Genomic DNA, 23280 nt, shown 5'->3' on the forward strand with positions numbered 1-23280 from the left:
TTAAGTAAGCACCAGCCACCTAACCACGCTGACGCTTGAACAGAAGGTGGCGAAAGCGCTTGAGCAGTTGACGATCCCACTGACGAAGGGGAATTTCGGCAAACAGACTCCAGGCGAATCGCTTGTCATGAGTGACAGCGGGCCCAAGGATCTTGGTGAGCAGACGGGCTTTGCCCGACTCGTAGGCCGGATGTTCACGATAAAGATCCAGCAACTGCATGCCATAACGGTATTCGGCCAGATAATTGCCCGACAAGCCATTGCCATGCTTGCGATACAGCGTGACCGCAGCAGGAAGCACATCGATGAGGTAACCAGAATGAGCCGTTTTCAGGGTCATCTGGAAATCCTGTACGCGCAGTGCCGGATCATATCCCCCCGCAGCAATCATCGCATCGCGGCGGTACATAACCAGATTGCCGCCAACCACCAAGGCGGCAGCCAGGGCCTGGGCAAAGTCATAACGGCGCACCTGGCGGGCCTTGTCTTTTTTGGGCAAGGCCTGACCCTGCTGATCGATTCGCAAGGCACGCCCCCCGAGACAACCGACTTCGGGATGCGCAATGAGATAATCGGCCTGCAGGGCGAGACGCCCGGGCACCATCACATCATCGGCATCGAAGGTCGCCACGAACTCCCCACAAGCCAGCTCTAGCCCCTTGTTGAGCGCTGCACTGACGCCCTGGTTATGCTGACGGACAAACTCGGCACGGCGAATGTTCGGGTACCGGCGCCAGTCCTGCAAAGCCTCCTCGATCCGCAAGGCACTGTCGTCGGTAGAACCATCGTCGACGACGATCAACTCTATGGCTTCGTAGTCCTGCTGCAAAATGCTGCGCAATGCATCGCCGACGTAGGCACCGTAGTTGTAGCAAGGCACGATGACGCTCACCAGGGGGCGAATGGAGCGTACCGTTTCGCTCACAACCGACACGCAGGCCACGCAGAGAGCGCGCTGAAGAAACACGGTGCTACGGCCGAGTCGACGAATCGACTTTGCAGCCGCTTACGCATGTCCTCGCGAAGGTGATCCAGCTCACCCTGGCTCACCGATGCGACTTTCTGCAGGCTATCGGACAACGCGTGCCAGTCCCCAAAGGCGAACAATTGGCCTTTTTCGCCAACCACCTCACGCCCACCACCACAATCGCTACACACCACAGGCAAACCCGCAGCCATTGCCTCGAGCAGGACCATGCCGAACGGTTCGTGATCCGAGCTCAGCGCGAATGCATCGAAAGCGGTGAAGTAACGCCGGGCGTGTGGAACCTGCCCCAGGAAGCGAACCTGCTGGGTGATGCCCAGCGTCTCGACCAAAGCCTTGAGCTCGGCCTCCAGCCTACCTTTACCAGCAATCACCAAAAGACTGTTTCCCGGCAAGGTCGGCAACGCGTCGGCGAAAGCACGAATGAGCGTCGCCTGATCCTTGTCTGGATGCAGCCGCCCGACGTTGCCGATTACCCAGGCCCCCTCAGGCAACCCAAGGGCCTCACGCGCGCAAGAGCGGGACAATTGCTCCGCCTCAACGGCCTGCAAATCGATACGATTGTAGAGCGTCTGAATTCGCTGCAATGGCCAGCTTGGCAGACAGGCGCGCAAGTCATCGCGCACCGCGTCGGAGACGCCGAACAGATACAAGCGCTTGCGAAACAGATTGGCGAAGAGCTGGCGCGAACGGCGCTCGTAATCTCCGAACGCATGATGGATTCCAACCACCGGAAGCTTCGTGCCCAGTAGTGCCACATAAGCAGGCTTCGAGCGATGAGCAATGCACAGCGCGAAATTACGCTCAGCGGCAATGCGACGAATCGCACGAACTGCACCGAGCTTGAGACCTCTCAGGGCCCTGCTGGAATAACCAAGAAACACCACCTCATCGGAAGCAGAACCTCTTTCCACTTCGGCGCTGTATTCCCCGGTCAGGTAAACGGTCAAAACCTTGTATGGCGTGTTCGCGAAAAGCACCCCGTACTGTCGGGCGCAATCAAGAAACGGCCCATCGTAGCCATGGCATATCTGCAGCACCCATACCTGACTCGTCTTATTAGTATCCATCGATTCCGACTCTGTCCATGGTAACGAAGCGCGCTGCGTTGCAGTGCGCGCGATAGTCAGCGTTCGACCAGGCATTGAATTCCCGAGCCACGGCGCCCGAAATACCTAGTCAAACTTTTGGACTGACGTCGTTGAGAAAACTGACGAGATCGTCAGGTTCAATGTTTTCGATGAATGACGAAATTACGCCTGGGGATGGCGGATTTGACCCGGCTATGGGGGTGGCAAGATGGCGCCCATCGGGGCGATGAGCTGACTGCGCAGGCGGATAGTCCACCTGCACATGAAAAGATCTCAGTGTTGCTGAGCGACTCTGGCGATCTGCGCCATCTCAGCGAACATCGCCTCGGCCTGCACACGGGCTTGCTGCAGGAAGATCCCGATGCTCACCTGCTCGGACTCGCTGAACGCGATCTGGCCGGCGGCATTGACAGCCTGTTCGTACGAAGGCTGAAGGCGCCCAACCAGGCCGACCTGTGCCAGCAAGGCCTCGATCTTGTGGGTATTGGAGGGCAAGGCGTAAAAGGGCGTACCGGTGACCAGGCAGAGTGTGACCAGGTGAAAGCGCCCGGTAATCACCCCCTCCGATCGACCGAGAAGACCTAGAAACCGACGCGTCGACAGCACCGCATAACGCCAGCGCAGCCTGTCGATCAGAGAAGCAGGCAGATCGGCGGGGTAAGAGTGGAAATAACTAGCGGCAATGCGCCGGTAAGCCTTCAGGCGCTTGCGCAGGTTCTTGCGCAAATAGAAGTCGAACCCCTTGCCCAGTTGCAGAGGGGCAAGAGTACGAATGCTCACATAACGCAGGTGTTGCCTGACCTTTGTTATCCGCCATGCCTCGACAAGCCGCTCATTGATAACGCTACCGTTGACCAGCATGCCGCTACGGGGCCTGCTAGGCGCAGCGTGCCGGTAAGACAACGTCAGGTCGGGCACGACTTCCGCGGACACATCGACAGCGGCCAGCGCGGCCTTGCTCATCGTGTCGCGCACGAACAGCTTGGTAAAACAGTGAGCGTGGGCATTGAGCCGGTCATTGTTCTGCCAGACCGAATTGATCAGGAAGCAGGGAACGCCATGTTCCTGACAATATCGGGCAAGCGCTCCATAGCGCATCGCCAGCGGTGCATCGTCGTGCATGGTGCCCTCACCATTGACCAGGCACAGATCCGCAGCACGAATGTCACGCTGCAGATCGGCGTCCGTCTGCCAATCGTGGTGCATCGGGCAGGAGCGCTGAATATCGATACCTGCCTGCCCGGCCAAGGTGAAAATCTGCCGCATCACCAGTTGGCAGCCGTGGTGATTTTCAGAAGAAGTATCGTTGAACAGCAGCGCCTTCAATCGCACCTGGGCAACGGACACCCCTACCGCTCCTCGCCGCTGACCGTATCGCCACTCAAGACGCCGTCCTTCACCACCAAGATATCTTCCATGATCAGGTACTGCAGATCCGAGCCGAAGAACATGTTCAACGCATCGGTGGGCGAGCAGATCATCGGCTCGCCACGGCGGTTCAGCGAGGTGTTCAGGGACACGCCGTTGCCAGTGAGTTTTTCCAGCTCCAGCATCAGGTCGTACCAGCGCGGATTGAATTCGCGCTTGAGGACCTGAGCACGGGAAGTGCCGTCTTCGTGCACGACTTCGCTGACGCGCTCCTTCCATTCGTCGTTGACCTCGAAGGTGAAGGTCATGAACGGACTCGGGTGGTCGACCTTGAGCATCTGCTCGGCGACGGTATCGAGCATCGACGGGCAGAAGGGTCTCCAGCGCTCGCGGAACTTGATCTGTTCGTTGATGCGGTCGGCCACGCCCGGGATGCTCGGGCACCCGATGATGGAGCGACCACCAAGGGCGCGCGGGCCGAACTCCATGCGGCCCTGGAACCAGGCCACGGGATTGCCGTCGACCATGATCTGCGCGATGCGCTGCGGCGTGTCGTCGATCCGCTGCCATTTCGGCGCATGCGGGTGCCGGGCACAAGCCGCGATGACGTCTTCATTGGAATAGGCCGGGCCGAGGTAGACGTGCTCCATCTTCTCGACCGGCACGCCGCGCTTGTGAGAAACGTAGGCAGCGGCACCGACCGAGGTACCGGCGTCGCCGGAAGCCGGCTGAACGAACAGTTCCTTGACCTCGGGGCGGGCGATGATCTTCTGGTTGAGCTTGACGTTCAGCGCACAGCCACCGGCGAAGGCGATCTTGCCGGTTTCGCGGATGATGTCGCCCAGGTAGTAATCCATCATCTCCAGCGCCAGCTTCTCGAACAGTGCCTGCATGCTGGCGGCATAGTGGATGTAGGGATCGTCGGCGATATCGCCTTCGCGCTTGGGCCCCAACCACTCGATCAGCTTGGGCGAGAAGTAGAAGCCCTTGCCCTTTTCCTTGTAGCGGCGCAGGCCGATGACGTTGGCGTAGTCGGTGTTGATCACCAGCTCGCCGTTCTCGAACTTGGCCAAACGGGAAAAATCGTACTTGCTGGCATCACCATAGGGCGCCATGCCCATGACCTTGAATTCACCGTCGAGCATCTCGAAGCCGAGGAATTCGGTGACCGCGCCATACAGGCCACCAAGGGAATCCGGATCGTAGAATTCCTTGATCTTGTGGATGCGGCCGTTCTCGCCATAGCCGAAGAAGGTGGTGGCGTACTCGCCCTTGCCATCGATACCGAGGATCGCGGTCTTCTCGGTGAACCCCGAGCAGTGATAGGCGCTGGCGGCATGAGCCAGGTGATGCTCGACCGGCTCGATCTTGACCTTCTTGGCGTCGAAGCCGAGCTGCTCCAGGCACCAGACGATCTTCTTGCGGTAGCGCTTGTAGCGACGGTTACCCATGAGAATGGCGTCGAGGGCACGATCCGGCGCATACCAGTAGCGCTTGGCGTAGTGCCAGCGTTCCTTGCCGAACAGGCTGATCGGAGCGAAGGGAATCGCCACCACGTCGACGTCCGACGGCTTGATGCCCGCCTGCTCCAGGCAGAACTTGGCCGACTCGTAGGGCATGCGATTCTTCGCGTGCTTGTCGCGCACGAAGCGCTCTTCTTCGGCAGCCGCGATCAACTTGCCGTCGATATACAACGCCGCGGATGGGTCATGGCTGAGGGCGCCGGAAAGGCCAAGAATCGTCAATGCCACGGATAAAGCCTCTTAGTGCGCTTGCCGAACGTCGACAAACGCGATTGTTTGGTTTCGCCAAGCCTGCCTGGAGCGGGCTCAGGTGATAGTCGGCAAACGCCGGTCCAGCTCCTGGTAAAGGGCGCTCTGTGCCGACCAGTTGCGCAGCAGACGCGCGCGATCCCGAGCATAGGCGGCCTTGAAACTGCTGGCGCTGTCATGGTGCTGCATGGCATCCAGATCGATCAGCGCCCAGCGGCCAGCCTGCCACAGGATGTTGTTGCCCTTGAAGTCGCCGTGGCTGATGCGCTCACGCAACAATGCGGCGAACACGCTCTCCAGCGCCTGCAGATCCGCCTCGGGCGGCAACTCGTCTGCCTGGTAGGGCGCGAAACGGGCAATTATATCCACACCCGGCGTGTGTTCGGTAATCAGATAAGCCTGACGGCGCAGCCACAGGGTACGACGCTCGAGCACGGCCAGTGGCTTGGGCGTGGCAATGCCGAGGAAATCCAGACGATTGCCCTCGCACCAGCTGTGCCAGGCACGGCTCGGCCGCCAGAAGCGCCTCAGCCAGTGCCCGAAGCCCTTGATGTTGTAGCGTTTGATGACCAGCTGTCGACCAGCCTGCTCGACCCGGGCCACGGTGGACGAGCCGCCCAGCTTGAGCGGCTGCCCTGCGGCAATCGCCGCGTCCGGGTCGGCCAGCAACGGCGCCAGCAGCGCATCGTCTTCCCGCCGCACTACCTGCAGGCGCGAGGCGCTGCTGGAGGCTCGAAAGGCCGTGCAATCACGCTCGATCTTGGCCATGAACGCCTGCATGCGCGTTGCCCGCGCCTTGCTCACGGCCTTGAGCAGTGCCTCCAGCGGCAGGGCATGCTCGCCATTGACCAGCAGGTAATGCACCAGCAGCTCTTCGACGAAGCCGTCGATGGCCCCGGGAAACTGCGCGAAGAACAGCCCGAGATTGGCCAGCACCTTGTCTCGCGACAGCGGCTGCCCCGGCGTTTCGGCGCGGATTCCGCCGCCATCGATCAAAAACAGGCGGCCATCCTGACGCAGCAGGTTGTCCAGATGCAGGTCCTCCTGCCAGAGCCCCTTGCCGTGCAGCTCGGCGATCACTGCCAGGGCATCGCCCAACACCTGCTGCTGAGCATCACTCAGCCAGGGCTGATCGGCCACCGCCTGCCAGTCGTCAGCCAGGCTGCGAGCGCTCTCGAGGAACTCGAACAGCAGCCAGCCGCCCTCCCCGGAGATCGATCCATGCTCGAGCAGGGGGGGCGTGCTGAGGCCCTGCTGCGCCAGCAACTGGACGCCCTGCAGTTCGCGGGCGTAATGCCGCTCGGCCTTGCCGCCGACCAGCAACTTGGCCAGCACCGCACGCCCTTGCCATTGCGCCCGGCCCACATAGCGTTGACCGGGCAGCACACGCAGCAGGCTGTGCAGTTCGAGAGTCTGGCCTGCCGGCGCTTCGATCAGCAGCGGCAGTTCGGGGCTACGGCCCGCGTCGGTCAGAAAAGCGAGTTTCATGGGCGCTGAGCCTTGTCCTTGAAACGCGCCGTCAGGCGCTGCAACCAATGATCCACGTTCTGCTCGCTGCCCAGATAGGCAGCCAGGAACGCGACCGTATCCTCATCACTCCAGGGATTGGTACGCCGCAACAGAGGTTCGAGATCCTTGATTCGGTCACGCTCGCCAAAGAACAGCGGACGCGTTTTCTCCAGATCGATCAGTTGCGCAGCGAAGCCATCGCCACAGGGTTGCAGAAAGATATGCTTGGGGTAGAAGCAACCGTGCAACTGCCCTTTTTCATGCACCTGACGGGCCAGCACGCCACAGGCGTTGACGATGGCCAGGCGCTGCTCGGCAGCGAGCGCCGTCCAACCCGGCAACCAGCTGTCGAGGTCCTGCCAGCCATCCAGTGCACGGGTCAACAGAATCGCCCTGCGCTCGCCTGCGATGCGCCGCTCGGCGTAGAACGACGCACTCATGGCCGGGATGCCCAGACGGCTGTAGCGGCGAATGCTACGGAATTCGCGCGACAGGGTCGGCTCACCCAGTGGGCGTTCCAAGCTGCGCGTCAGGTAGTTGCTCTGGCGCTTGAGGTAATAGCCACGACCATCAAGATCGAGTCGGTACACCGAGCTCCAGCCGCCACGGGGCGCCTTGTTGGGCTCGTCTACCGCGTGCAGCTCGAGCGCCCACAGCGCCTCGAAACTGGCCAGTTCGTGACGTTCGAGCAGCGAGCGATCCTCGCTGTCGATGTAGTCCTTCATTCTCTTCCCTCGAAATAGCGGACGATCTGGCCGATGCGCTGCTTGTCGCTGTCGTTGAGACGCTCGCGGCGCCGGTACTGCAGATAGAAACGCAGCCGCTGAGTGCGCGACAGGTGGTATTTGGCGACCTTGTCCAGGCAGGCCAGGTCCTTGACGATACGCCGGCGCAGGAACGGCCCCCACCAGAATGCGCCGGTTGGGCAGTCGATGAAATATAGGCGACGGTGCTCGTCGACCAGCAGGTTGCGCCACTTCAGATCGTTGTGCGCGAAGTGGTGGTCGTGCAGCGTACGCGTGGCCTTGGCCAACTGGCAGCTGACATCCTCGACCCAGGCACGATCACGCAGGCGCGCGTCGTTGCTGTCGGCAAGGCGCGACATATCCATGGTGTCGACCAGTTCCTGGGTGATCAGCGCGCCACGGTCGAATGCGCTGCCCTTGCGCTCCAGGCCATAGGCGGCGATCGGCGCAGTGGGAATGCCCCAGGCAGCGAAATGCTTGAGGTTCTGCCACTCGGCCTTGACCCGCGGCCTGCCGATGAAGCGTCGAGCGCCCTTACCCGCGCCATGGTAGCGCTTGACGTAATAGCGCAGCCCGTCGAACTCCACGCGGATCACGTCCGACAGTGGGTCACGGGTGATCGGTTCGCCCTGCAGGGCAAACACGGCATCCAGGCTGGCAAAGGCCCTGGCAGCCTCTGGGGTCGCCAGCGCGGTAACGCGCCACTCACTCATGGCTGCTGCCCCCTGTTTCATACTTGCGTGCATAACGCGAAAGCAGGCGCTCGGCCTTGCGCTGCAGCCAGGCCAGCAGTGCGGCTTCGTCACGCAGGATCTGGCGCAGCGGGCGGGCACTGCCGGCAGCCGCGAAATAGCCCTTGAGAAAACGCAGGAAATCGCGTTGCGTCAGGCCGATATTCAACGCCGAAAAGTACAACCCGGCCAGGTCCTTGTCGCGCCAGCGCCGCGGCACCGCAGGACGCAACTGGGCACGGTGCAGGTCGATCACCGACAGCCGGAAATCTGCGGCACTGAACGGCTTGTCGGTATGCAGCAGAAAATGGCAGATGTAGCAGTCGCGGTGATTGACCCCGGCAGCGTGCATGCGCCCGGTCATGTCGGCGACGCGACGGATCAGCGGCCACTTCAGCCCTGGCTGCGGTGGCTGCTGCGCCCAGCCCAGGGTCAACTGCTCGAGGTCGACCGTCGGCGCGAGCTCCTCGGTAACGATGAAGGAATGCTGCTGCGCCGGGTTGCTGCCGCGCTCGCCATATGCCACGGCGGTCATGGTCGGCACACCCGCCCCGGTCAGGCGCTCGATGGCCTTCCATTCCTGACCGGCGCCGAGCACCGGCAGGCGGGCAGTGGCGAGGTTCTTGAGGATCTCGCCCCAGCCAACACCACGGTGAATCTTGACGAAGTAGCCTTTGCCGTCGACCTCGGTACGCAGCGTACGGCGTGCCTCCAGCTCTCGATAGACCTTGCCCTGCAGGCGTTCTACTTCTTCGAAGGCATCCTTGCCGGCCCATAGGGACTTGAACGGTTCAGCAAGGATCAGGCGCATAAGCCCCCCTGTAGGAGCCGCGCGCTCGCGGCGATTGCTGCAGGTGACGATAACCCGTTGAAACGGCCGCGAGCGCCTAACGACGCGGCGGCATGGCCAATGGCTGCCAGATCGGCTGATTCGCTCACGAACGCGGCGCCAGAATCACATCGGCAGCGTGCTGAGGCATGCTGTACAGATCGGCGCTATCGGCGAATGCCAGGCCATTGCGCTGCCAGGCTGCGCGACCTTCGGCATCCGCCAGCATCTCGGCGAGGGTACGGTTCAGCACATTCTGCTCGAAGGGGCTGGGCACCACGCAACCGGCATCGGCATCACGGATGTAGTGGGCGTAGCCGCAGACATCGGTCACCAGCACCGGCAAACCCGCTACCAGCGCCTCCAGCAGCACGGTACCGGTATTTTCGTTGTACGCCGGGTGAATCAACAGGTCTGCGCCCAGCAGGAAGCGCGGGATGTCGCTGCGCCCCTTGAGGATCTGCACCTGATCGCCAATGCCCAGTGCGGTGATCTGCAGCAGGAACGGTTTGGGGTCGTCCTGGCCGATGACGATCAGCCGGGTGCGCTTTTTCAAATCCGGGGGCAGAGCGGCCAACGCCTTGAGGCTGCGGTCCAGCCCTTTGGTCTTGAAGCCGGAGCCGATCTGTACCAGCAACAGGTCGTCATCGGCCAGCTTGAACTCGCGGCGGAACTCGGCACGGATCTCGGCAGCATTGGCCGGCGCGCGGCGATCCAGGGAGATACCAGGCGGCAGCAGATGGAAGCGTTCGGCCGGCGTGGCGTAATGCTTGACGAACAGCGGCTGCTGCACCTCGGAGATCATCAGAATTTCGGTGCGCGACTCGGGGGCGAATACCGCCCGTTCGTACTCGGCGAAGTGCTTGTAGCGGCCCCAGCGGCGATACAGCGGGTTGCGCAAGGTCTGCGCCTTGTCTTCGAAACAGCCGTCGGCGGCGTAATACACGTCCAGCCCCGGCATCTTGTTGAAACCGACCACGCGATCGACCGGGCGCTGGCGCAGATCCGCCTGGACCCAGGCGGTGAGCTTTTCGTTGCGGTGATGGTTGAACAGCGCCTTGACCGGCACGACGACCACTTCGAAGCCCTCCGGCACTTCGCCTTCCCAGATCGGCGTGTACACGCGGATGCTGTGACCGCGGGCCTGGCACTCCAGCGCGATGCGCATGAAATCGCGCTGCAAGCCGCCAAAAGGAAAGTATTTGTAGAGGATGAAAGCCAGGCGCATCGGCCCTTCGCTCTGTGGCATCAGTCTATCCCCATATCCAGCAGCAGCGCGTGCAACTCGGTGAACACCCGCTGCGGCAGCAAATCATCGAAACACGGCTTGTCGCGATCGCCCTTGCCGGCATCCGGGCCACTGGCACACAGATGGATCTGCGAACGGCCGTAGGCGCCCACGCGGCCGGGCAACGTCGGCCCGTACAGCGACACGCAAGGCACATCCAGCGCGGCAGCCAGGTGACCGAGCCCGGTGTCCACGGCGACGCAGGCCTGGGCACCAGCGATCACCTTGGCAACGCCGGCCAGGTTGAGTTTCGGCAGCACGGCTGCCCCCTCGATGCCTGCAGCGATACGCTCGGCTCGCGCCTTTTCCACCTCGTTGCCCCAGGGCAGGCGAATCGACCAACCCTGTTCGCTGACCTGCTCGGCCAGCTCACGCCAGTAGGCTTCCGGCCAGTGCTTGCTCGCCCAGGTCGTGCCGTGCAGGAATACCAGATAAGGGCGAGGTGACGGATCTGCAAGCTGGCCGCGATCCAAACCGTAATCACCCAGACCGGCCGGCACGCTGTAGCCCAATGCCTGGCCGAACAATTGGCGTGTACGCTCCAGCGCATGCTGGGCACGCGGCACACTGTAGCGGCGATCATAGAAACGCGTGGCGATCGGCTCACGGGCGGAATTGCGGTCCAGGCCGGCCACCGGTGCCTTGACGTAGCGGGTCAGCCAGGCGCTCTTGAGCAGGCCCTGGGCATCGATCACCAGATCGTAGCGGGTGTCGCGCAAGCGCTGCTTGAAACGCGACCACTCACCGCTACGCAGGGTCTGCAGCGGATGCTTGCGCCAGCGGCGGATGGCGACCGGAATCACCTGGGAGACGGCCGGGTGCCAGGCTGGAATCTCGGCGAAACCCTCTTCCACCACCCAGTCGAAACGGATACCGGGAATGGCTCGGGCCGCGTCGGTCAGCGCCGGCAGGGTATGGATCACGTCGCCCAGCGACGAAGTCTTGATCAACAGCACTCGCATCCGGCGCTATACCTCGACCGGATGAGTGACGAGCCGATCCAGCGCCTCATTGGCGACGCGTGGTTCGAGCTGCACCAGGCAATTGTAATGGCCAAAGCGGCAGGTGCGTTCGAAACAGGGGCTGCACTCCAGACCAAGGCGGATGACCTCCACCTGATCGGCCAGTGGCGGCGTGAACTGCGGCGAAGTCGAGCCGTACACCGCCACCAGCGGGCGATTGAGCGCCGCCGCCACGTGCATGAGCCCGGAATCGTTGGAGACCACCGAAGCCGCGCAGGACAGCAGGTCGATGGCCTGAGCCAGGCTGGTTTCGCCGGACAGGTTGACCACTTCCTCGCGCAGCCCCGGGATCAGCCGTGAACGGATGTCTTCACCGACCGGGTGATCCTTCTTCGAGCCGAACAGCCAGACCTGCCAGCCCTCACGGATCTTGTGCTCGGCGACACGTGCGTAATGCTCGCTTGGCCAGCGTTTGGCCTCACCGAACTCGGCGCCTGGGCACAGGGCCAGAACCGGACGGTCCAGGGTCAGGCCGAAGCTGGCCAGCGCCGCATCCCGAGTAGCCGGATCGATACTCAGCGAAGGCCGGGGATAAGGCTGCGGCAGCTCCGCACCAGGCGCATAGGCCAGCGCCATGAAGCGTTCGATCATCAGCGGGTAGCGGGCCTTGTCCAGGCGGCGCACGTCATTGAGCAGGCCGTAGCGCATCTCGCCTTTCCAGCCGGTACGCACGGGGATACCCGCGAAGAACGGTACCAGCGCCGACTTCAGCGAGTTGGGCAGGAGTATTGCCTGGTCGTAGCGGCCGACCAGCGACTTGCCGATGCGCCGGCGCGTAGCCAGCTCCAGTACGCCATGGCCGAGGGGGAAGCTCAGGGCTTCGCGCACTTCGGGCATGCGTTCGAGTATCGGCCGACTCCATTCCGGCGCCAGCACGTCGATGGCGCAATCGGGATGGCGAACTTTAAGACATTGAAACAATGTCTGCGCCATCACCATGTCGCCTACCCACGAAGGGCCGATGATCAGAATATTCATAAGCTCAGTATCGATAGAGAAGCCCGACGGCGAGCGGCGGCCATCAATTCAGGCCCAGTTCACGCCAGATACGCATCACATTGCGTCGGTGCTCGTGAAACTGGTCGCCACCCACTACCCCGGGCTGTTTCTGCAACGCCTGACGGTGGGCTGCAGAGCGGTAGACTTTGTAAGCGTCCTGCAGCAGGGTCGCCTCGCCATCGCGGAGCAGACCGAGCCGATCCAGGCCTTCCAGAATGCGAATGTTATCGGTGAATTCGAGCAGTACCGGGTGCTGCTTCGACCACGCCAGAGCCGCGTATTGCACCATAAATTCGATATCGACGATACCTCCGGCGTCCTGCTTGAGATCGAACGCCGCCGCTGCGTCGAAGGCCATCGGCGCAGTGCCGGCGGCGGTGGCCCGAGTACCGAGATTGTCGCGCATCTTCGCGCGCATCTCACTGACCTCGGCCTGCAGCCTGGCCTGGTCGCGTTCACGGGCCAGCACGGCGATGCGCACCTCGGCGAATGCCGCGGCCACCCGCTGGCAGCCCACCAGCACCCGCGCTCGCACCAGCGCCTGGTGCTCCCAGGTCCAGGCTTCGCTTTCCTGATAACGCCGGAAGGCGCCCAAGGAACTGACCAGCAAGCCAGCGGCGCCGGAAGGCCGCAGGCGCATGTCGACGTCGTAGAGCTGGCCGGAGTTGGTCTGCGCGGTCAGCAGATGGATGATGCGCTGTCCCAGGCGGGTGAAGAACTGCGCGCCATCGATGGGTTTGGCGCCATCGGTCTCGGCCTGGGGGTCACCATCGTGGATGAACACCAGATCCAGATCGGAGCCATGGCCCAGCTCGATACCGCCGACCTTGCCGTAGCCGACGATGATGAAGTCCGGCGCACACAGGCTGCCGTCGGGCCGCTGCGGCGTACCGTGCCGGGCAACCATCTGCCGCCAGGCCAGGGCCAGCACCTGATCGAGAATGGCTTCGGCCAGCCAGGTCAGGTAATCGCTGACCTTCATCAGCGGCAAGGTACCGGCAATTTCCGATGCAGCCACACGCAGGCCGTGGGCCAGCTTGAAATGGCGCAGGGCTTCCATCTGCTGTTCCAGGTCTTCCTCGGGAATGCGCGTCAGCCGCTCCTGCAGCTCGGCAGCCAGTTCCGGGGCCTGGGGCGGGCTGAACAGCCGCCCTTCGTTGAGCAGTTCGTCGAGCAACAGCGGAAAACGGGTGATCTGCTCGGCGATCCACGGGCTGGCTGCGCACAGGGTAAGCAGGCGCAGCAGTGCATTGGGGTTTTCCGTGAGCAGCACCAGATAGGCGGAGCGCCGCGCCACCGCTTCGATCAGCGGCAGTACGCGCTCGAGCACCAGGTCCGGCTTCTCCTGCTCGACCGTCGCAGCCAACAGTCGCGGGATGAAGGCATCCAGGCGCTCACGGCCGATGCGCTGCATGGCGCGCACCTGATTGCCGTTGCGCAGCCCCACCAGGCGCTGCCAGGCGCCCTGGGCGTCGGCGAAGCCGGCTTCGCCCAACTGCCGGCAGGCGGCTTCCTCATCCTGATCGTCATTCCATAGTGGCAGCCAGGCGGCACCGACCATGGGTTCCTCGCCGATGTCCTGATCTTCGTCCGGGTCGGCGATGACCTGACGGAAGTGCCAGTCGACTCGCCCACGCCAGTGCATCAGCCGTTCGTGGAAGGCTTCCCAGCCTGCGAAACCGAGCATGAACGCTACCCGTGCACGGTCCTCATCGTTGTCCGGCAGCATTTGCGTCTGCCGATCATCGATGGCCTGCAGGGCGTGTTCGGTGTAACGCAGGAAGGCATAACCGGCGAGCAGTTCGTCGACCGCCTGCGACGGCAGATAGCCTTGCCCCTTGAGGGTATCGAGCACCTTGAGCAGCGAGCGCTGCTGCAGGCTCAGATCACGCCCGCCGTGAATCAGCTGGAAGGCCTGGGCGATGAACTCCACCTCGCGGATGCCGCCGGAGCCGAGCTTGATGTTCTCGGCCATGCCCTTGCGGCGCACTTCCTGCTGAATCAGCTGCTTCATGGTGCGCAGCGCGTCGATCGCCGAAAAGTCCAGATAACGCCGATAGACGAACGGGCGCAGCATCTCCAGCAGCTGCGCGCCGGCCTCCTGATCACCGCCGACCACCCGCGCCTTGATCATCGCGTAGCGCTCCCAGTCTCGCCCCTGGTCCTGGTAATACTGCTCCAGCGCGTTGAAGCTGAAGACCAGCGCACCGGAAGAGCCATAGGGGCGCAGGCGCATGTCGGTGCGGAACACGAAACCATCGACGGTAATGGCATCCAGCGCCTTGATCAGCTTCTGGCCCAGGCGAATGAAGAACTCCTGATTGTCCAGCGGCCGCTTGACCCACTGGGTTTCACCACCTTCCGGATAGCCGAAGATCAGATCGATGTCCGACGACAGGTTCAACTCGAAAGCCCCGAGCTTGCCCATGCCGAGAATGACCATGTGCTGGGGCTCGCCAGTGCGGCGCCCGACCGGCGTGCCGAACTGCTCGCAATGCCTGGGGTAGAGCCATTGATAGGCCAGGTCGATGCAGGCATCGGCCAGATCGGAAAGATCGCGACAGGTTTCCACCAGGTCCGCCTGACGGCTGACATCTCGCCAGATGATGCGCACCTGCTGACGGTTACGGAAGCGCCGCAGGCTGCGTGCCAGCGCGTTTTCGTCAGCACACTCGGTCAGTTGCTCTGCCAACTGCCCGCGCAACTCACCAACTGCCAGCCGACGCTCCAGCTCGCCACTATCGGCCAGGTCGAGAAGCATCTGCGGATCACGCAGCCCCTGCTGGGTAACGAAGTCACTGGCAGCCGCCACCCGCTGCAGTTGCTCCCTGCGCAACGGCGGCCAGGCAGCGAAGCTGGCGGCCGCCTCGGCAGACAATTGACCGAAGGCCTGGGTCAGGGACTGTTCGGCGCGCTGAGCCAGCGGCTGGAGGATGGCGGGTAAAGAAACCAGCGCGGGCAAGCTCATGGTCTATCCTTTTCGGCGGGCTACGGGCCTGTTGGAAAACCGGCGAAGCCCCTGCGAAGGCTCGCCGCGTCTGGCTCACGCCTGATTTGATTGTAGTTTTGGTATTACTCAATCGTTCGGAAGAGCTGAAATCGCCAGCGAAATGTAGTAAAACTACACAAAGCCGGATCTACCCAACCGGTATATCCAAGAATTAATGTGCCCGCTCAAAAAGCCGGCCACGCATCCTGGCTTCCGATTCTGGAAGCCTTTCCGCTCTGGAGCAAGCCATGCAAGACCTCGATCCAATCGAAACCCAGGAATGGCTGGACGCACTGGAATCCGTCCTCGACAAGGAAGGCGAAGACCGTGCCCACTATCTGATGACGCGCCTGGGTGAGTTGGCCACTCGTAGCGGCACGCAGTTGCCCTATTCGATCACCACCCCCTATCGCAACACCATCCCGGTAACCCGCGAAGCGCGTATGCCGGGCGACCTGTTCATGGAACGCCGCATCCGCTCGATCGTTCGCTGGAACGCTCTGGCCATGGTCATGCGCGCCAACATGCAGGATCCGGATCTGGGTGGTCACATCTCCACCTTCGCCTCCAGTGCGACCCTCTACGACATCGGCTTCAACTACTTCTTCCAGGCGCCGACCGACGAGCATGGCGGCGACCTGATCTACTATCAGGGCCACGCTTCTCCCGGCATCTACGCACGCGCCTTCCTGGAAGGCCGCCTGAGCGAAGAGCAGATGCTCAAGTTCCGTCAGGAAGTGGACGGTGGCGGCCTGTCGTCGTACCCGCACCCGCACCTGATGCCGGACTTCTGGCAGTTCCCGACCGTATCCATGGGCCTGGGCCCGATCACCGCGATCTACCAGGCACGCTTCATGAAGTATCTGGAAAACCGCGGGTTCATCCCGGCCGGCAAACAGAAGGTCTGGTGCTTCATCGGTGACGGTGAGACCGACGAGCCGGAAACCCTGGGCGCCATCTCCCTGGCCGGCCGCGAGAACCTCGACAACCTGATCTTCGTCATCAACTGCAACCTGCAGCGCCTCGACGGCCCGGTTCGCGGTAACAGCAAGATCATCCAGGAACTCGAAGGCGTGTTCCGCGGCGCCAACTGGAACGTCAACAAGGTCATCTGGGGCCGCATGTGGGATCCGCTGTTCGCCCAGGACGAAGACGGCCGCATGCAGCGTCGTATGGATCAGGCGATCGACGGCGAGTACCAGAACTACAAGGCCAAAGACGGCGCCTACGTGCGCAAGCATTTCTTCGGCCACGACCCGGAACTGCTCAAGCGTGTCGAGAAACTGTCGGACGAGGAAATCTTCAACCTCAACCGCGGTGGCCACGATCCGTACAAGGTCTATGCGGCCTACCACCAGGCGGTCAACCACAAAGGTCAGCCGACCGTCATCCTGGCCAAGACCATCAAGGGTTATGGCACCGGTGCCGGCGAAGCCAAGAACACAGCGCACAACACCAAGAAGGTCGATATCGAGTCGCTGAAGAAATTCCGCGATCGCTTCGACATCCCGCTGAACGATTCGCAGCTGGAAGAACTGCCGTTCTACCGCCCAGCCGAAGACAGCGCGGAAATGAAATACCTGCGCAAGTGCCGCGAGAAGCTCGGTGGCCACCTGCCGCAGCGTAACCGCGGCAACATCAGCATCCCGACGCCGCCGCTGGAAACCCTCAAGGCCGTTCTGGATGGCTCGGGCGACCGCGAAATCTCCACCACCATGGCCTTCGGTCGCATCCTCGCGTCGCTGGTCAAGGACAAGGAGCTGGGCAGCCGCATCGTGCCGATCCTCGCTGACGAGGCCCGTACCTTCGGTATGGAAGGCATGTTCCGCCAGCTGGGTATCTACTCGCCAGTCGGCCAGCTGTACGAGCCGGTCGACCGCGACCAGGTGATGTACTACCGCGAAGAGAAGGACGGCCAGATCCTCCAGGAAGGTCTCAACGAGGCCGGTGCGTTCTCCTCCTTCATCGCTGCCGGTACCGCCTACAGCAACTACAACACGCCGATGCTGCCGGTCTACATCTTCTATTCGATGTTCGGCTTCCAGCGTATCGGTGACCTGGCCTGGGCTGCCGGCGACGGCCAGACCCGCGGTTTCCTGCTGGGCGGCACCTCCGGCCGTACCACGCTGAACGGCGAAGGTCTGCAGCACGAGGACGGCCACAGCCACATCCTCGCCAGCACCATCCCCAACGTGCGCAGCTATGACCCCACCTACGCTTACGAGCTGGCGGTGATCATGCGCGAAGGCACGCACCGGATGATGACCCTGCAGGAAAACGTTTATTACTACATCACCGTGATGAACGAGAACTACCAGCAGCCAGCCATGCCCGAAGGTGTCGAAGAAGGCATCATCAAGGGTATGTACCTGCTCGAAGAGGACAAGAAGGAAGCCGCCCATCACGTGCAACTGCTGGGCTGCGGCACCATCCTCAACGAAGTTCGCGAAGCGGCGAAAATCCTGCGCAACGACTACAACATCGGCGCCGATGTATGGAGCGTTACCAGCTTCAACGAACTGCGTCGCGATGGCCTGGCCGTGGAGCGCAGCAATCGCCTGCACCCGGAACAGGAACCCAAGAAGAGCTATATCGAGCAATGCCTGAGCGGCCGTCAGGGCCCGGTCATTGCCAGCACCGACTACATGAAGCTGTTCGCCGAACAGGTTCGCCAGTGGGTTCCGGTCAAGGAATACAAGGTACTGGGTACCGACGGTTACGGCCGCAGCGACAGCCGCCGCAAACTGCGTGACTTCTTCGAAGTGGATCGCCGTTGGGTCGTTCTGGCTGCGCTCGAAGCGCTGGCCGATCGTGGTCAGATCGAACGCAAGGCAGTGGCCGAAGCCATCGTCAAGTTCGGTATCGACCCCGAAAAACGCAACCCACTGGACTGCTGAGGAGACGCATTGTGAGTGAATTGATTCGCGTACCCGACATCGGCGGTGGTGAGGGTGAAGTCATCGAGTTGTTCGTCAAGGTTGGCGACCGCATCGAGGCCGACCAAAGCCTGCTGACCCTCGAGTCGGACAAGGCCAGCATGGAGATTCCGGCCCCCAAGGCCGGCGTCGTCAAGAGCCTGAAAGTGAAGCTGGGCGACAACCTGAAAGAAGGCGACGAGCTGCTCGAACTGGACGTGGAAGGCGATGCCGAAGCCGCGCCGGCCGAGCAAGAGCCGGCACCTGCCCAGGCAGAGCCTGCCGCGGCAGCGCAACCAGCCGCCGAGCCGCAGGCTGAGCCTGCCGGCAGTGCCGAGCCTCAGGAAGTCAAAGTGCCGGACATCGGTTCCAGCGCCAAGGCCAGCATCATCGAAGTAGCGGTCAAGCCGGGCGATACCATCGACGTCGACCAGTCGCTGATCACCCTCGAGTCCGACAAGGCGAGCATGGAAATTCCATCGCCCGCTGCAGGCGTGGTGGAGAGCGTGTCGGTCAAGGTCGGTGATGAGGTGGGTACCGGCGATCTGATCCTGGTCCTCAAAGGCGCCGCTGGTGCACAGCCCAAGCAGGCGGCCAGCGCCCCTGCTGCCGCGCCGAGCGCCGCTGCACCTGCCGAAGCCAAAGCCGCCGCTCCTGCGGCAGCTGAAGAGCCGGCAGGCGAAAGCAGTGAAGAAGTGCGTATTCCGGATATCGGCGAAGACGCTGCTGGCGTGATCGAGGTACTGGTCAAGGTTGGCGACAGCGTCGAAACCGAACAGTCGCTGATCGTGCTGGAGTCGGCCAAGGCCAGCATGGAGATCCCTGCCCCCAAGGCTGGCGTCATCGAAAGCATCTCCATCAAGGTCGGCGATCAGGCCAAGACCGGTGATCTGATCCTGGTTCTGAAAGTCCAGGGCAAGGCCGCCGCCAAACCTGCAGCCGCCGCTCAGGCGCCAGCGGCTGCCCCGGAACAGGCCAAAGCGGCCAACGTTCAGGGTTCGGCACCTGCCAAGGCCGCACCGCAAGCCGCTCCGGCAGCCACGCCAAGCCGTGATGGCAGCAAAGTGCACGCCGGCCCCGCCGTACGCCAACTGGCCCGCGAGTTCGGCGTCGAGCTGAGCGCCGTGCCAGGCACCGGCCCGAAAGGTCGCATCCTCAAGGAAGACGTGCAGGTTTACGTCAAGGCCGAGCTGCAGAAGGCCAAGTCGGCTCCTGCCGCAGCGGCTGCCGGTGCAACCGGTGGTGCTGGCATTCCGCCGATCCCGACCGTCGATTTCAGCAAGTTCGGTGAAATCGAAGAAGTGCCGATGACCCGCCTGATGCAGGTCGGCGCCGCCAACCTGCATCGCAGCTGGCTCAACGTGCCACACGTGACTCAGTTCGATTCGGCTGACATCACCGAGCTGGAAGCCTTCCGCGTCGCCCAGAAGGCCGTCGCCGAGAAAGCCGGCGTGAAGCTGACCGTTCTGCCACTGCTGCTCAAGGCATGCGCCTACCTGCTCAAGGAACTGCCGGACTTCAACAGTTCGCTGGCGCCAAGTGGTAAAGCGATCATCCGCAAGAAGTACGTGAACGTTGGCTTCGCCGTCGATACCCCGGATGGCCTGCTGGTGCCGGTGATCAAGAACGTCGATCAGAAGAGCCTGCTGCAACTGGCTGCTGAAGCCGCTGCACTGGCAGAGAAAGCGCGCAACAAGAAGCTTTCGGCTGACGACATGCAAGGCGCCTGCTTCACCATCTCCAGCCTCGGTCACATTGGCGGCACCGGTTTCACGCCGATCGTCAACGCGCCGGAAGTGGCGATCCTCGGTGTCAGCAAGGCAACCATCCAGCCGGTCTGGGATGGCAAGGCCTTCCAGCCCAAGCTGATGCTGCCGCTGTCGCTGTCCTACGATCACCGTGTGATCAATGGCGCAGCCGCTGCACGCTTCACCAAGCGCCTGGGCGATGTGCTGAACGACATCCGCACCATGCTGCTGTAAGCGAACCTTTTTTCGAGCGCCACGCTCGTAACCTCGACCCCGCCCGATCAGGCGGGGTTTTTTTTGCCCGCCGTTACGATGCGCGCCGCTTTCACAGGCACTCGCGAGGCCCGGAAAGACCTCAAATTGAAATAATTATTCTTTCCAAATCAGCCAGTTAAAAGAAAGACGTCACAATGCCATTAGATTTCTTGTCAGCCGTCAAACCATGGTGCAACCTAGGCGTCATTACCGCCTCACGGCGGCCAGGGAGATACGGCAACACCCCTTGTTAGCGCTATAGTGAAAATGCCGGGCGTTTGCCTACGCCAGCAGATGGATACAGCCATTCGATGAAAAGCCATCCCGATGCCGCGAGCCGTGCAGCGGCCGAGGTCGTGACGCAGCTACCCGTGCCTTCTCGGCTCGGCATGATGCGTTTCGAGCGGATGAACGAGGCGAACTGGTTGCTGCTGTTTCTCGATGCATCCTGTGAAAAGCAGTTCGGCATCCCCGCCGGTGATCTCTGTACCCTGGTCGAAACGCCCTACGCCAGCCTGATGGAGCCGGAAACGCGCTACCGGCTGCACGATGCCATCCAGCTACAGCTGTCCGAAAGCAGCCACTATCTGGTGCACTACACCCTGCACACGCCTCGCGGCCCCTTGAAGCTGATGGAGCTTGGCGAGCCCTTCAGGCAACGCGGACGGCACCTGCTGCGTGGTTACCTGATGGTGATCGAAGACGCTACTGCGGATAACTCCAGCCTGCCGACACCCGAGCCACCCGCGCCCGCCCTGGGGTTGGACACGCTGGACCAGTTCCAGCGCAGCCAGGCCGAGCTGCAGCAACATCAATTGCGCTCCCTGGCCCAGCAACAACTCATCGTACGCCTGGCCAGCCAGCGCTATCAGAGCAGCGACCCGACACGCGAAGCAGCCGAACTGATCACCCGTAGCGCCTGTGAGATCTACGGCGTGGCCCGAGCAGGTATCTGGCACATCAACGGCGACACACTCGACCCCGTTGCCCTGTGCCTGGCCGATCAGGACAACTATGAAATCCCCCTGTCGATCGACGGCCGTCGCTACCCCAGCTACCTCCGTGCGCTCAAGGAAAGCCGCTCGCTGAGCGCCCATGACGCCGAGAACGACCCACGCACCTGCGAGCTACGTGACGACTACCTGCGCCCCGAGGCGATCACCGCCCTGCTCGATGCCAGCATCCGCGTTGGCGGCGAGCTGGTCGCCGTGCTTTGCCTGGAACACACCGGTGGGCCACGCATCTGGCAAGCGGACGAAGTCACCTTCGCGAGCGAGCTGGCGGATCAATACGCCAACGTGCTGAGCAATCAGGAGCGGCGCAACGCCACCAGTGCCCTGTACCTGTTCCAGCGCGCCGTCGAGCAGAGTGCCAGCGCTTTCATCCTGCTCAATCGCGATGGCATGGTGGAGTACGTCAACCCCAGCTTCACCGCGATCACCCAGTACAGCGCCGACGAGGTGCAGGGCCGTCAACTCGCCGAACTGCCGGCCCTGGAGAACCTCAGCGACCTGCTGTTCGACAGCACATCCGGCCTGGCCGAACAGAACAGCTGGCAGGGCGAGTTCAAGAGCCGGCGCAAGAACCTCGAGCCCTATTGGGGCCAGTTCTCGATCTCCAAGGTACATGCCGACGACGGCACCCTGACCCACTACATCGGCATTTACGAAGACATCACCGAAACCAAGCAGTCCCAGCAGCGCATCGAACGCCTGGCCTACAGCGACAACCTGACAGGGCTGGGCAACCGCTACGCCTTCATCCGCGCCCTGGAAAGACGCTTCACCAGCAGCGGCAGCGCACCGGTCAGCCTGCTGCTGGTCGACATCGACAACTTCAAACGTATCAACGATACCCTCGGCCACCAGACCGGCGACAAGCTGCTGGTGAGTCTGGCCAAGCGCCTGCGCAACAGTTTTGGCACCGAAGGCACCCTGGCGCGCTTCGCCAGCAACGAGTTCGCCATTCTGCTCGACAACTGCCAGAGCGAGCGCGGCCAGCTGATTGCCCAGCAGGTGCTGGAAACCCTCGACAAACCCCTGTTCGTCGACAACCAGCTGATCAACGTTACCGGCTCGGTAGGCCTGGCCTGTTCACCCGAACATGGCGAAGACCCGCAAACCCTGATGAAGCACGCGGGTCTTGCGCTGCACAAGGCCAAGGCCAACGGCAAGCATCAGTTGCAGGTGTTCACCGACGTTCTCAATGCCGAAGCCAACTACAAGCTGTTCGTGGAAAACAACCTGCGCCGTGCCCTGACGCAGAACGAGCTGGAGGTGTTCTACCAGCCCAAGCTCTGCCTGAAGACCGGGCAGTTACTGGGCATGGAAGCGTTGCTACGCTGGCAGCACCCCGAAAAAGGCATGATTCGCCCGGATCAGTTCATCAGCGTGGCCGAAGAAACCGGCCTGATCGTCCCGATCGGCAAGTGGGTGGTACGGCAGGCCTGCCGCATGAGCAAACAGCTCACCGCAGTCGGGCTGGGCAACCTGCAGGTGGCGATCAACCTGTCGCCCAAGCAGTTCAGTGACCCGGACCTGGTCGGCTCGATCGCCGCCATCCTCGAAGAGGAACAGCTGCCGCCGGAGATGCTCGAGCTTGAGCTCACCGAAGGGTTGCTGCTGGAGGCCACCGAAGACACGCGCAGCCAGCTCAGCCGCCTCAAGCAACTGGGCCTGACCCTGGCCATGGACGACTTCGGCACCGGTTACTCGTCGCTCAGCTACCTGAAGAAATTCCCGATCGATGTGATCAAGATCGACCGCAGCTTCATCAAGGATATTCCCGAGAACCAGGACGACATGGAAATCACCTCCGCGGTGATCGCCATGGCCCACAACCTCAAGCTCAAGGTGGTCGCCGAGGGCATCGAAACCCCGGCCCAGCTGAACTTCCTGCGCCGTCAGCACTGCGATATCGGCCAGGGCTACCTGTTCGACCGTCCCATTGCGGGCCGCGATCTGGTAGAAAGCCTCAAGCGCTATCCGCGGCGCCCTACTCGCTGAACGGCACCTAACGTCTGTCAGCTGCCGC

The 23280-nt window shown here is 62.4% G+C and carries 15 protein-coding genes; 3 read left to right on the forward strand and 12 right to left on the reverse strand.

The window, feature by feature from the left end:
* Positions 1 to 19: 19 nt before the first annotated feature.
* The 12 genes from FHR27_RS19205 to glnE all read right to left on the reverse strand — a co-directional run bounded on the left by FHR27_RS19205 (position 20) and on the right by glnE (position 15308).
* Positions 20 to 967 (reverse strand): glycosyltransferase family 2 protein, encoded by a 948-nt coding sequence (locus FHR27_RS19205; protein WP_373565124.1) that lies wholly within the window; start codon positions 965 to 967, stop codon positions 20 to 22.
* On the reverse strand, positions 922 to 2055 hold the full coding sequence (locus FHR27_RS19210) for a glycosyltransferase (protein WP_042553905.1): 1134 nt from the start codon (positions 2053 to 2055) through the stop codon (positions 922 to 924). Before FHR27_RS19210 ends, FHR27_RS19205 begins: the two co-directional genes overlap by 46 nt.
* Positions 2056 to 2349: 294 nt before the next feature.
* A complete protein-coding gene (locus FHR27_RS19215) occupies positions 2350 to 3423 on the reverse strand; it encodes a polysaccharide pyruvyl transferase family protein (RefSeq protein WP_179539301.1) in 1074 nt (357 codons plus the stop codon).
* A 2-nt stretch (positions 3424 to 3425) separates the two neighbouring features.
* Positions 3426 to 5195, reverse strand: coding sequence for a carbamoyltransferase family protein (locus FHR27_RS19220; RefSeq protein ID WP_042553903.1), 1770 nt, complete (start codon positions 5193 to 5195; stop codon positions 3426 to 3428).
* Between the two features lie 78 nt (positions 5196 to 5273).
* Positions 5274 to 6704 carry a lipopolysaccharide kinase InaA family protein gene (locus FHR27_RS19225; RefSeq protein WP_179539302.1) on the reverse strand — a complete coding sequence of 477 codons (1431 nt, stop codon included), beginning with the start codon at positions 6702 to 6704 and terminating at the stop codon, positions 5274 to 5276.
* On the reverse strand, positions 6701 to 7450 hold the full coding sequence (locus FHR27_RS19230) for a lipopolysaccharide kinase InaA family protein (protein ID WP_042553901.1): 750 nt from the start codon (positions 7448 to 7450) through the stop codon (positions 6701 to 6703). Before FHR27_RS19230 ends, FHR27_RS19225 begins: the two co-directional genes overlap by 4 nt.
* Entirely contained in the window at positions 7447 to 8184 is a 738-nt protein-coding gene (locus FHR27_RS19235; RefSeq protein ID WP_042553900.1) for a lipopolysaccharide kinase InaA family protein, read from the reverse strand. Before FHR27_RS19235 ends, FHR27_RS19230 begins: the two co-directional genes overlap by 4 nt.
* Positions 8177 to 9013 (reverse strand): lipopolysaccharide core heptose(I) kinase RfaP, encoded by an 837-nt coding sequence (gene rfaP, locus FHR27_RS19240; protein WP_179539303.1) that lies wholly within the window; start codon positions 9011 to 9013, stop codon positions 8177 to 8179. Before rfaP ends, FHR27_RS19235 begins: the two co-directional genes overlap by 8 nt.
* 124 nt (positions 9014 to 9137) lie before the next feature.
* Positions 9138 to 10259, reverse strand: a complete 1122-nt coding sequence (locus FHR27_RS19245; protein WP_042553946.1) for a glycosyltransferase family 4 protein — start codon at positions 10257 to 10259, stop codon at positions 9138 to 9140.
* Between the two features lie 20 nt (positions 10260 to 10279).
* On the reverse strand, positions 10280 to 11281 hold the full coding sequence (gene waaC, locus FHR27_RS19250; RefSeq protein WP_042553898.1) for a lipopolysaccharide heptosyltransferase I: 1002 nt from the start codon (positions 11279 to 11281) through the stop codon (positions 10280 to 10282).
* Between the two features lie 6 nt (positions 11282 to 11287).
* Positions 11288 to 12319: a lipopolysaccharide heptosyltransferase II gene (waaF, locus tag FHR27_RS19255; protein ID WP_042553897.1), complete on the reverse strand. Its 1032-nt coding sequence runs from the start codon at positions 12317 to 12319 to the stop codon at positions 11288 to 11290.
* Between the two features lie 43 nt (positions 12320 to 12362).
* The gene (glnE, locus tag FHR27_RS19260) at positions 12363 to 15308 is read right to left on the reverse strand and encodes a bifunctional [glutamate--ammonia ligase]-adenylyl-L-tyrosine phosphorylase/[glutamate--ammonia-ligase] adenylyltransferase (RefSeq protein WP_179539304.1); all 2946 of its coding nucleotides are present in this window, start codon (positions 15306 to 15308) and stop codon (positions 12363 to 12365) included.
* A gap of 269 nt (positions 15309 to 15577) precedes the next feature.
* Between glnE and aceE the strand changes: the two genes are divergently transcribed.
* The 3 genes from aceE to FHR27_RS19275 all read left to right on the forward strand — a co-directional run bounded on the left by aceE (position 15578) and on the right by FHR27_RS19275 (position 23252).
* Positions 15578 to 18226, forward strand: coding sequence for a pyruvate dehydrogenase (acetyl-transferring), homodimeric type (aceE, locus tag FHR27_RS19265; RefSeq protein WP_042553895.1), 2649 nt, complete (start codon positions 15578 to 15580; stop codon positions 18224 to 18226).
* An 11-nt stretch (positions 18227 to 18237) separates the two neighbouring features.
* Positions 18238 to 20226 (forward strand): dihydrolipoyllysine-residue acetyltransferase, encoded by a 1989-nt coding sequence (aceF, locus tag FHR27_RS19270; RefSeq protein ID WP_179539305.1) that lies wholly within the window; start codon positions 18238 to 18240, stop codon positions 20224 to 20226.
* A 332-nt stretch (positions 20227 to 20558) separates the two neighbouring features.
* Positions 20559 to 23252: a sensor domain-containing phosphodiesterase gene (locus tag FHR27_RS19275; protein ID WP_179539306.1), complete on the forward strand. Its 2694-nt coding sequence runs from the start codon at positions 20559 to 20561 to the stop codon at positions 23250 to 23252.
* Positions 23253 to 23280: the final 28 nt, after the last annotated feature.

Origin of the sequence: Pseudomonas flavescens (genome assembly GCF_013408425.1) — a bacterium.
GTDB lineage: Bacteria > Pseudomonadota > Gammaproteobacteria > Pseudomonadales > Pseudomonadaceae > Aquipseudomonas > Aquipseudomonas fulva_A.

Coding starts and splice junctions, on each gene's coding strand:
- FHR27_RS19210 (WP_042553905.1), bottom strand. CDS start 2,055: ATGGATACTAATAAGACGAGTCAGGTATGGGTGCTGCAGATATGCCAT.
- FHR27_RS19225 (WP_179539302.1), bottom strand. CDS start 6,704: ATGAAACTCGCTTTTCTGACCGACGCGGGCCGTAGCCCCGAACTGCCG.
- FHR27_RS19230 (WP_042553901.1), bottom strand. CDS start 7,450: ATGAAGGACTACATCGACAGCGAGGATCGCTCGCTGCTCGAACGTCAC.
- FHR27_RS19235 (WP_042553900.1), bottom strand. CDS start 8,184: ATGAGTGAGTGGCGCGTTACCGCGCTGGCGACCCCAGAGGCTGCCAGG.
- rfaP (WP_179539303.1), bottom strand. CDS start 9,013: ATGCGCCTGATCCTTGCTGAACCGTTCAAGTCCCTATGGGCCGGCAAG.
- FHR27_RS19245 (WP_042553946.1), bottom strand. CDS start 10,259: ATGCGCCTGGCTTTCATCCTCTACAAATACTTTCCTTTTGGCGGCTTG.
- waaC (WP_042553898.1), bottom strand. CDS start 11,281: ATGCGAGTGCTGTTGATCAAGACTTCGTCGCTGGGCGACGTGATCCAT.
- waaF (WP_042553897.1), bottom strand. CDS start 12,319: ATGAATATTCTGATCATCGGCCCTTCGTGGGTAGGCGACATGGTGATG.
- glnE (WP_179539304.1), bottom strand. CDS start 15,308: ATGAGCTTGCCCGCGCTGGTTTCTTTACCCGCCATCCTCCAGCCGCTG.
- aceE (WP_042553895.1), top strand. CDS start 15,578: ATGCAAGACCTCGATCCAATCGAAACCCAGGAATGGCTGGACGCACTG.
- FHR27_RS19275 (WP_179539306.1), top strand. CDS start 20,559: ATGAAAAGCCATCCCGATGCCGCGAGCCGTGCAGCGGCCGAGGTCGTG.